The following is a 9,046-nucleotide window of genomic DNA, read 5'->3' as shown; positions in this document are numbered from 1 at the left end:
CCCAGCTTGGCGGCCAGATCTTCCGCCCGGAGGTGGGTGTAGCGCTTCAGCATGGCCAAGGTCTTGTGCCCGGTGATCGCCGCCACTTCCATGGGGTTCAAACCAAGCTCGAAGAAGCGGCTGGTCGCCTCGTGGCGCAGGTCGTGGAAACGCAGGCCTTTCACTCCCGCTCGCTTGCAGAGTGCCCGGAAACGGTAGGCCAGGTTCCCGGTGGTCATGGAGGGAAAGAGGTCATCGCCGTCGGCGAGTGGGGCAAGACGACCCAGCACTTCCGCCGCCCGCGAGGAGAGGGGCACCACGCGGCGCTCCCCATTCTTGGTGTCGGGAAGCGTGGCGGTGCGCGCTTCGAGGTCGATATTCGACCACTTCAGGGTGCGCAGCTCCCCCGCCCGCATGGCGGTCTCAATGGCCAGGGTGATCACTTCGCGGTAGGGGGAGTCGGCCACTTCCAGCAAGCGGGCCTCTTCGTCACCCTCCAAGCGCCGATCCCGCCCCTGGGGTTGCTTGGGTTTGCGGATGTAACTGACCGGGTTTCTGAGCGACTCCATGCCCCACTCCTTCACCGCGACGGTGAAGAGATGGGAGATGAGGTTGAGGTCATGATTGACGGTGTAGGGGCTCTTCCCGTCGGCGAGCCGCTGGTCGCGGAACTCCGCCAGGTCAGCGCCGCGGATGGATGCCAGCGGGCGCAGCGCAAGCTTGCGGTTTTGCCACAGACGGATCTTTCTCTTCTCCCGATCGGCCCCCTTCTTGGCGGGGGTCACCTCGCGCAAATAGCGCTCCAGCGCTTCGCCAAGCGTCGTCTGCTCCGCCTCGGAGCGGGAGACAAACACCCCCCGGTCCATCTCGCTTTCCAGCGCACGCGCCCACGCCTCGGCCTCGGCGCGGTTCTCAAAAGTCTTTGACTGATGGGGGTACCCGGTCTTTCTGATCTGGGCCTGCCACTGGTAGGGCCCACGCTTGCGGATGGTGGCCATCTCCTGCTCCTCCCCGGCTATCCACGCCTACAAACTGTGCCAAAACTGTGACAAAAATAGTGGATGAGCGCGGCGATGGCAAGGGTTCTAAGGGAAAAAATAGATCACAGGATATTGAATATAAAAGAAAAAGTACGGATCATAGGTCCGAGAAGTTTTCTGAATTAAAACGGGAACGGAGGCACCGTCGTTTATCATTTCCGCCACCCTTTCCGAGTGGGGGCTTCCATTCGGAACGGTTATCGCGGCCGCAAGCCCGCTGCTTCCGTTCGCGTCGGCGCGGTAGCGCCAACCTACGGCAATCCGGAAAGCGAGTGCTCCGTCATCGTGGAAGGGGCGCGCCGTCTGTTCGGGGGGATCGTTGGGCTTCGTTATCGTTTTTGCACAGGGACGTGCTTATGACGCGGGAGGGTAGGAAGCCCGTAGCGTCTTTGCACAGGGATGTGCTTATGACGCGGGAGGGCAGGAAGCCCGTAGCGTCCAACCCAACCTACAACGCCATGAAGGGGGAGGTCAGCCGGCGGCGCGCAGCGGCACCACCTCGGCGCGGTGGCGGCGGGGCAGGGTGTGGACCTCGGCCAGCGGTGGTTCGACGGAGAGGATCTCGACGCAGCCGGCGGCGGTGGCGTAGGCGGCGATGATCGCCTGTTCCTCCATGGCGTCCATCACGTCCCGCATGGTCATCTCCAGGGCCAGGTCGCCGCGTACCGGTTTGCGCGTCACATTCATCGTTGTCGTTCCGAGGCTGTGAAAAAAAAGGGGGAGCCCGCGCTGGACTCCCCCTTTTTGACGACCGGATCGCGAGAAACTTTAGCGGATGATGAAAACCGTTACGGTGAAGGAGCGGGGGGGGGGGCATCAGGTGAAAGGTAAAAGGTAAAAGGGCCTTCGATCGACGCCAATCGCTCTCTGACGTCTTGTCGGTTGGCGGCGAAGGGTATTTGGGGTTGGCAGGGCCTCTCTTCCCTTTGACCTTTGACCTTTTGCCTTTTACCTGCCGGAAAGAGGGACAGGCCCTCTCCCGGTTCTGCCGCTACTTCCTCAGCAACGGCGTCAGGTGCGGCTCGATCACTTTGAGCAGCGCCTCGTAGACCTTGGGGCTGGCGGCGACGATGTTGCCGCTCTGGATGAATCCCTCGCCGCCGGTGAGGTCGCCGACGAAGCCCCCGGCCTCTTGTACCAGCAGGGCGCCGGCGGCCAGGTCCCAGGAGTTGAGGCCGATCTCCCAGAAGCCGTCGACCCGGCCGGCGGCGACGTAGGCCAGGTCGAGGGCGGCGGAGCCGGGGCGGCGGATGCCGGCGGTCTGCACGATCAGCTCCTTGAGCATCCCCAGGTAGGCGTCCAGGTGGGTGTAGTCGTTGTAGGGCAGGCCGGTGGCGAGCAGCGCATTCTCCAGCCCCTTGGCGGTGCTCACCCGGATGCGCTTGCTGTTGAGCTGGGCGCCGTCGCCACGGCTGGCGGTGAACAGATCCTGGGCGATCGGGTCGTAGACCACCGCCTGCTCCAGCCGGCCGCGGTGGAGGAGCGCGATGGAGACGGCGAACTGGGGGAAACCGTGGAGGAAGTTGGTGGTGCCGTCGAGGGGATCGATCACCCACTGGAAGTCGGGTACACCCCGCTTGTTCCCGTGTGCGCCACCATCCTCGCCGCTCTCCTCGGCGAGGATCGCGTGGTCGGGGTAGGTGCGGCGCAGCACCTTGATGATCTCCTGCTCGGCCTGGCGGTCCACCTCGGTGACGTAGTCGTGGCGTCCCTTGCGGTCGATGGTCAGTTCGTCGCGGCGGTCGAAGTGACGGGCGATGACGTTGCCGGCGGCACGGGCGGCGCGCACGGCGATGTTGAGCATGGGTTGCATGGGCGGATCCGGAGCACGGCGGGTTGGCGAAAGGCGCGATAGGATACCAGCAATCGCCGGATGGGCGTAGGGCGCGGCACTCCGTCGATACCGGTGCGCCTCCTGGCGTCGGCAACGCATGGGGCGGGCCGCGCCATATCGGTGGCAAGGTGGTTTCTACAACGCCCGGATCTCCAGGCCGAGGGCTCGCGCCTTGTCGGCATTGCCGCTGGCGGTGACCAGCGCGGTGCTCGCCCGCTCCGGCTTGAGATAGCTCTCGGCGACCCGCTTGAGGTCCGCCTCGGTGACCGCCAGGACCCCCTGGCGCAGCCGGTTGCGGTGCTCCGGGGTGCGCCCGTTGAGCCCGTTGTAGTAGGCGATCCGCGCCTCGCCGGCGGGCGAGGAGGGCTGGTCGATGCGCGAGACCACACCGAGGATCGCCTCCTCGACGGTGTGCCACGGGTGGTCGCGCTCCAGCAGCCAGCCGATGGAGGCGTCGAAGTCGGCCAGGGTCTCCTCCAGCCGCGGGTCGCGGTAGGAGTAGAAGCGGAAGGCGCCGGAGTCGGCGTCGAAGCCGGCGCCGCCGCCGTAGGCGCCGCCCTGCTCGCGGATGGCGCGGTGCAGGAAGCCGTTGCGCAGCACGTTGCCGAGCACCAGCAGCGCCGGGGCGTCGGGGTGGGCGGCGGCCACCGCGGGATAGGCGCGGGCGGCGAAGTTGACCTGGGTGGAGGTGGTCCACGCCTCCATCACCCGGTGCTCCACCGCGTCGAGGCGGAAGGGGGCGGCGGCCGCGTGGGCGGGGCGGTCGCTCCACAGCGCCTCGATCGTCCCGGCGATGGCGTCCTGCTGCTCCTCCTCGCTGATCACCAGCATGCGGCGCGGGGCCGCGGCCAGCTTGTCGCGCAGCGCCGCCAGCCGTGCGGCCAGCGCGCCGAGGTGGTCGGTATCCTCCAGCGAGTCGTCGAGCGCCTTCAGCTTGCGGATGCCGAGCAGGCCGCTCCAGCGGTGGGAGAGGGCGGCGGTGGGGCTCATGCCGGCACCGGCGGCGCTCATCGCCAGGGAGTGGCCGCGGCCGGTCACCCCCTGCTCCAGGTCCGCCCGGTCCTGGGCGATCAGCTCGCGGATGCGCGACAGCTCGTCGAAGCGGGCGCTTTCGAAGGTCTCCTGGATCAGCTCGCCGAGGGCCCGCTGATTACGCGCCAGCGCCTTGCCGGAGACGACGAAGAGGCCGCGCACGCGCTGCACGTCGTCCACCGCGCCGCGGATCGGGGTGCGTACGCCGATGCCGCCGGTGACCGCCGCCTGCAGCGCCTGGGTCTCCAGGTAGTCGCGGCCGCCGGAGCCCACCTCGCCCATCAGCGAGCTGAGCAGCGGCAGCAGGTCGGTCTCCTCGTCGCTCAGCTCCGGCAGCTCGGTGACCAGCTCCTGGTAGACCAGGCCGTTGGTCCCCTGCGGGTACCAGGCGATCGGCATGCCGGCCTGCTCGTGCTCCTCGCCCCGGGCGATCTTCAACTCCGCGGGGACGTCCTCGATCCCCACCTTGGGCAACCGCTCGGGGTCGTCGTGGCGATTCTGGCGTGCCTCCAGGGCGGCGGCGCGCTCGACGATCGCCCGTTTCTCCGTTTCCGACAGCCCCTCGCGGATGGTCGCCAGGCGGGCCGCCTCGGCCGCGGCCTCGCGCTCCGCCTGGGCGGTGTCGGGGGCGAGGGTGAGGCGCACCCGGTGGGGGTTGTCCAGCAGCAGCTCGCGCACCAGGGCGGGGATGAAAGCGGGGTCCTCGATGTCGGCGCGCAGCTTCTTCAGCACCGGGTCGATCTCCAACGCGTGGGCGGGGTCGCCGCCGTGCATCGCCGGGGTCATGGCGTTGAGCATCAGCTGCAGGCCGTAGGGGAAGTGGCCGCCGCCGATCTCCCGCTGGGAGAGCTCCAACTGGTGGAGCACCGCCTCGACCATCTCCTTCGGCGCGCCTTTCTCGGCGACGTCGTTGAGCACTTCGAAGACCAGCCGCTCCACCGCCTCGGCGTGTTGCGGCTCGGAGCCCTCCAGGCCGCAGCTGAAGGACATCTCGCGGGGGGAGTCGTCGAGGCCGCAGAGCGGCGAGGGGGAGGTGCCGAGCTTGCTCGTCTCCAGGGCGCGGCGCAGCGGCGAGGCGCTGTTGTCGAGCAGCACGCCGGTGAGCAGGTGGGCCTTGAGCACCGTCTCCATGTCGTCGTTGCGCCCGAGCAGCCAGGCGAGAACGATGTGGGTCTTCGCCCGGGTCTCCTCGGCGGGGTCGAGGGCGTAGGTGGCCTCGACGCTGCGCGGGGCGTCGAAGCGCCGCTCGTCGGGGATGGTGAAGTCGTGGTCGTCCCGCGCGAAGCCCTCCAGGGCCAGCGCCTGGAAGCGCGCCTGGTGGTCGGCGGCCGGGATGTCGCCGTAGGTGAGGAACAGCGCGTTGCTCGGGTGGTAGTGGGTGCGGTGGAAGTCGCGCAGCTGCTGATAGGTGAGATCCGGGATGTGATGCGGGTCGCCGCCGGAGTTGTGGTGGTAGGTGACGGTCGGGTAGAGCTCGGCGGAAAGGGTCTGCCACAGGGTGGAGACCGGGTTGCTCATCGCCCCCTTCATCTCGTTGAACACCACCCCCTTGAAGACCAGTTGGCCGTTGGCGTCGTCGGCCGGCTCGAACTCCACCCGGTGCCCCTCCTGGGCGAAGTCCAGCTCGTCGAGGTTGGGGAAGAAGACCGCGTCGAGGTAGACCCGCAGCAGGTTGTCGAAGTCCTTGCGGTTCTGGCTGGCAAACGGGTAGGCGGTCCAGTCGGCGCCGGTGAAGGCGTTCATGAAGGTGTTGAGCGAGCGCCGCGTCATCATGAAGAAGGGGTCGCGCACCGGGTAGCGCTTGGAGCCGCAGAGCGAGGTGTGTTCCAGGATGTGGGCGACGCCGGTGGAGTCCTCCGGCACGGTCCGGAAGGCGACCATGAAGGCGTTGTGGCCATCGTCGCTGGCCAGGTGCAGGTGGCGCGCGCCGGTGGCCGTGTGGCGGTACTCCTCCAGGGTCAGGTGGAGGGAGGAGATCGGCTCGCTGCGCAGCAGCTCGAAGGCGGGATGGACGTCGCTCATGATGTCAGTTGTACTCCTCACCGGCGGGTGGCGCCTCGCGCTCTTCGGTGAGCAGGCGCTCGGCCTCGTCCTGGTTTTTGGCGAAGACCAGCCGCACCGTATGGTCGGCGTCCTTGGGCAGCTCCTTGCGCATGGCGTTCACCACCGCCTTCGCCTCGCGGTAGGAGGGCTGGCTGTCGACGTACTCCAGTTTCTTCTCGGCGAAGATCTTGTAGACCAGGTAGGGCATCGGATGGAATCCTCTCGCTGAACGCTCACGGGACTTGGGGTGGGGCGGAATGATACCAATGATACGGCCGGCAATACGCCCCCTTAGCGGCGGATATGGGGTCGGGCCGGCGACGGGACAAGGGGAGGAGGGGGACGATGGACGAGCGGCGGATGGTGTGGATGCTGACGGCGGTGATCGCCCTGTTGCTGGTGACGGTCGTGATCACGCTGGTGGTGGCGCTGCGCTGGCGGCGGCGGCAGCGGGCGGCGATGGGGCGGCTGGGGGAGGCCGCCGGCAGGAGTGGCGACGGCGAGGGCTCCGGGGAGCTGGCCGGGCGGCGCTATCGCTTCGCCCTGTTCCCCGGCGGCCGCAATATGCCGCCCAGCCTCACCGTCGCGCTGCCGGTCGGCTCCGTGCGGTCGCTGGCGTTGCGGCGCGAAAGGGCCTTCGACCGCTTCTTCAAGGCGATCGGCCTGGCGGTGGAACCGCAGAGCGGCGACCCCGCCTTCGACCGGGCGGTCTACCTCGCCTTCGACGACCGTCCGTTCGCCCGCCGCTGGCTCGCCGACGCTCGGGTGCGCGAGGCGATCCGTGGACTGTTCGCCGCCGGTTTCACTCACCTGGAGTGTGACGGAGAGGCGCTGCGGGCGGTGTGGCGACCATTCAAGGCGTGGGAGGCGGTGGGCGCGGAGACGGTGCATGGGGCGGTGGAGCGGCTGGTGTCGCTGGCCGAGTCGCTGGAGCGCGAGGGGCCGGCGCGGGTGGCTCCCGACTCCCCGTGGGCGGGGCGTCTGGTCGCCTTCGGGATCGCCGTCGGCGCCGTGGTGGCGGGCACCGTCAGCCTGGTGATCACCGCGGTGCGCTACGTGCCCCTGGACTGGTTCGACCTCTGGTTCACCGCCCTGGCCGGCGCGCTCCCCCTGACCCTGCTGTTCCTCCTGCTCTGCGTGCCGTTGCTGCGCGGCCGGGCCAACTCCCACGTCGAATGGAGCGTGGCGGCGGGGATCGCGCTGGCCGGCCTGCCGCTCGCCGCGGTCGGCGGCCTCGGCCTGCTCAACGGGGTGATGGACGAGGCGCAGCCCCGGCGGGTGGCGGTGCCGCTGATCCACAAGCATTCCGTCTCCGGCAAGGGCACGAGTTACTACCTGACGGTGGCGTCGTGGCGGGGCGACGGTGAAGAAGAGCTGAAGGTGGGCGGGCGCCTCTACGGGCAGCTGGAGCCGGGGCGGGATCGGGTGCGACTGCTCCACCATCCCGGGCGGTTCGGGCTGGCGTGGGTTTCCGATGTCCGGTTGGCCGACGAGTAGCCGTTTGGTATCCGCAGCCAGGCGGCCGCGCCGGGACACCCGTGAGGTGACGGGGTATGGAGGGGGTCGTCGATGTATCACGCTACCCGGCGGGAGACCGCCGGGTAGCGTGATGAGTATCGCTACTCGAAGGTGTAGGTGACGAAGACCGGCGACAGCGGGTTGTCGTTGTTGATGATGCTGATGCTGATCGGGCCGGCGCTGAGGGTGCCGCTGCCCATGCCGCTCTTGTAGACGATGGCGGAGCTGAGCGAGGGGGCGCTGCCGTGGGTGTAGGTCCATGAGGTGCCGCCGTCGGCCTGGTAGTCGAAGCGCACGCCGTTGACGGTGAGGTGCTCTTCCGCCTGCCAGTCGAAGTTCACCGACTGGCCCTCCTGGAAGTCGAGGTCGGCGGCGGGGGTGCCGACGCCGGTGCGGGTGGCGACCGGGCGGCTGAAGGCGTTGGGATCGGTGGTGCCAGTGGTCGGTTGCAACTGGGCGAGCAGTTCACTCACCGTGCCGATACGGATCAGTTGGTCGCCCCACGGACCGCCGTAGAGGTAGACCCCGCTCTGCTCGTCGACGCCGAGGTAGATGCCGGTGGAGGGGTAGTGGCGGTAGGTCCAGGTGGCGGCGCTCGTGGTGGATGGGCCGGCCGGGAACCAGTTGGCATAGTGGCTCTCGGCGAGGCCGAAGAGGGTCTCGATGTCGCCGCTGCTCGCCGCATCGGAGCCGTTTGAGGCGGTCAGGGTGGCGTCGGTGATCTCGACGTTCTCGCTGGACTGCTCGGGGACCCACAGGTAGACGCAGCGTTCGCTCTCGTCGGTGACCACCCAGGGGTGGCCGATGTAGGTGGGCTGGCGGTAGGAGGCGCCGGCGGTGAGGGTCTTGTAGAGGGTGCGGTTGCCCTGGAAGTTGATCCAGTAGACGTTGACGGTGGCCGAGGAGTCGTTCTGGAAGGTGACGCTGGCGCTGCCGCCGGAGGAGTTGGAACGTTGCCCGGACTCCTGGTCGCAGGAGAGCTCGGTGGCCCGGGCGGTGGCCGGGAGGAGCAGCACGAGCGCGAGGAACAGACGTTTCATGGTGTTGATCTCTCGAAAGGGTTGCCGGGGCCTCGGGGCGGGGTCGCCGCGCGCCGGGCCGTCGCCGATTGTAAACGATTGCAAAGAGGAATCGGCGTGCGGTGGCGCGCCGCGCGGTCGCCGGCGGGACAACGAGAGGTCAATAGTCGAGTTCGGGCGGTGGGACGTCCAGCTCGGCGAGCTCTTCATCGGTGAACAGCCGTGAGCGGGTGAGGAAGGCCTTCCCTTCGGGGCCCTCCAGGGAGAAGGTGCCGCCGTGTCCCTCGGTGACGTCGATGATCAGTTGGGTGTGACGCCAGTAGGCGTACTGCGACTTGCTGATATAGAAGGGGCAGCCGCCGATCGCGCCGAGGTACTGGTCGCCCGGTCCGATGGTCAGCTCGCCGGGGAGAAAGCAGTTGGCGGCGCTGTTGTCGCAGCAGCCGCCGGATTGGTGGAAGAACAGGCCGTCGCCGTGCTTGCGCTTCAGCGTCTCGATCAGTTCCAGGGCGGCCGGGGTGGCGGTGACTTTTTCGACCATGGGGTGCTCCTCGGCGGGGCGGTCGCCCGCCCCGCGGCTT

The 9,046-nt window shown here is 68.3% G+C and carries 8 protein-coding genes; 1 reads left to right on the top strand and 7 read right to left on the bottom strand.

The window, feature by feature from the left end:
* The 5 genes from ACYQ2W_RS24325 to ACYQ2W_RS24305 all read right to left on the bottom strand — a co-directional run.
* The coding region (locus ACYQ2W_RS24325; RefSeq protein ID WP_459873261.1) for a tyrosine-type recombinase/integrase at positions 1 to 977 on the bottom strand (977 nt) is incomplete at its 3' end.
* 513 nt (positions 978 to 1,490) lie between these two features.
* Positions 1,491 to 1,706 carry a hypothetical protein gene (locus ACYQ2W_RS24320; RefSeq protein WP_459873259.1) on the bottom strand — a complete coding sequence of 72 codons (216 nt, stop codon included), beginning with the start codon at positions 1,704 to 1,706 and terminating at the stop codon, positions 1,491 to 1,493.
* A 304-nt stretch (positions 1,707 to 2,010) separates the two neighbouring features.
* The gene (suhB, locus tag ACYQ2W_RS24315) at positions 2,011 to 2,832 is read right to left on the bottom strand and encodes an inositol-1-monophosphatase (RefSeq protein WP_459873257.1); all 822 of its coding nucleotides are present in this window, start codon (positions 2,830 to 2,832) and stop codon (positions 2,011 to 2,013) included.
* Between the two features lie 156 nt (positions 2,833 to 2,988).
* Entirely contained in the window at positions 2,989 to 5,907 is a 2,919-nt protein-coding gene (locus ACYQ2W_RS24310; RefSeq protein WP_459873255.1) for an insulinase family protein, read from the bottom strand.
* Positions 5,908 to 5,911: 4 nt separating this feature from the next.
* Positions 5,912 to 6,136 carry a hypothetical protein gene (locus ACYQ2W_RS24305; RefSeq protein WP_459873253.1) on the bottom strand — a complete coding sequence of 75 codons (225 nt, stop codon included), beginning with the start codon at positions 6,134 to 6,136 and terminating at the stop codon, positions 5,912 to 5,914.
* A 137-nt stretch (positions 6,137 to 6,273) separates the two neighbouring features.
* On the opposite strand from ACYQ2W_RS24305, the gene ACYQ2W_RS24300 reads away from it, so the two are divergent.
* Positions 6,274 to 7,425: a hypothetical protein gene (locus ACYQ2W_RS24300; RefSeq protein WP_459873251.1), complete on the top strand. Its 1,152-nt coding sequence runs from the start codon at positions 6,274 to 6,276 to the stop codon at positions 7,423 to 7,425.
* 122 nt (positions 7,426 to 7,547) lie between these two features.
* Here the strand turns inward: ACYQ2W_RS24300 and ACYQ2W_RS24295 are convergent, their stop codons facing one another.
* Together ACYQ2W_RS24295 and ACYQ2W_RS24290 are read right to left on the bottom strand one after the other, a co-directional pair.
* On the bottom strand, positions 7,548 to 8,486 hold the full coding sequence (locus tag ACYQ2W_RS24295; protein ID WP_459873249.1) for a VHL beta domain-containing protein: 939 nt from the start codon (positions 8,484 to 8,486) through the stop codon (positions 7,548 to 7,550).
* Positions 8,487 to 8,625: 139 nt separating this feature from the next.
* Positions 8,626 to 9,046: DUF779 domain-containing protein (locus tag ACYQ2W_RS24290; RefSeq protein ID WP_459873247.1), on the bottom strand; the 421-nt coding region annotated here is incomplete at its 5' end.

The organism is Endothiovibrio diazotrophicus (assembly GCF_054657215.1).
Note: the sequence above shows the minus strand (reverse complement) of the source record. Positions and strands in the feature narration are given on the sequence as shown.

Excerpts from the sequence above, each read along its gene's own strand:
- ACYQ2W_RS24320 (WP_459873259.1), bottom strand. The coding sequence starts at position 1,706 with ATGAATGTGACGCGCAAACCGGTACGCGGCGACCTGGCCCTGGAGATG.
- suhB (WP_459873257.1), bottom strand. The coding sequence starts at position 2,832 with ATGCAACCCATGCTCAACATCGCCGTGCGCGCCGCCCGTGCCGCCGGC.
- ACYQ2W_RS24310 (WP_459873255.1), bottom strand. The coding sequence starts at position 5,907 with ATGAGCGACGTCCATCCCGCCTTCGAGCTGCTGCGCAGCGAGCCGATC.
- ACYQ2W_RS24305 (WP_459873253.1), bottom strand. The coding sequence starts at position 6,136 with ATGCCCTACCTGGTCTACAAGATCTTCGCCGAGAAGAAACTGGAGTAC.
- ACYQ2W_RS24300 (WP_459873251.1), top strand. The coding sequence starts at position 6,274 with ATGGACGAGCGGCGGATGGTGTGGATGCTGACGGCGGTGATCGCCCTG.
- ACYQ2W_RS24295 (WP_459873249.1), bottom strand. The coding sequence starts at position 8,486 with ATGAAACGTCTGTTCCTCGCGCTCGTGCTGCTCCTCCCGGCCACCGCC.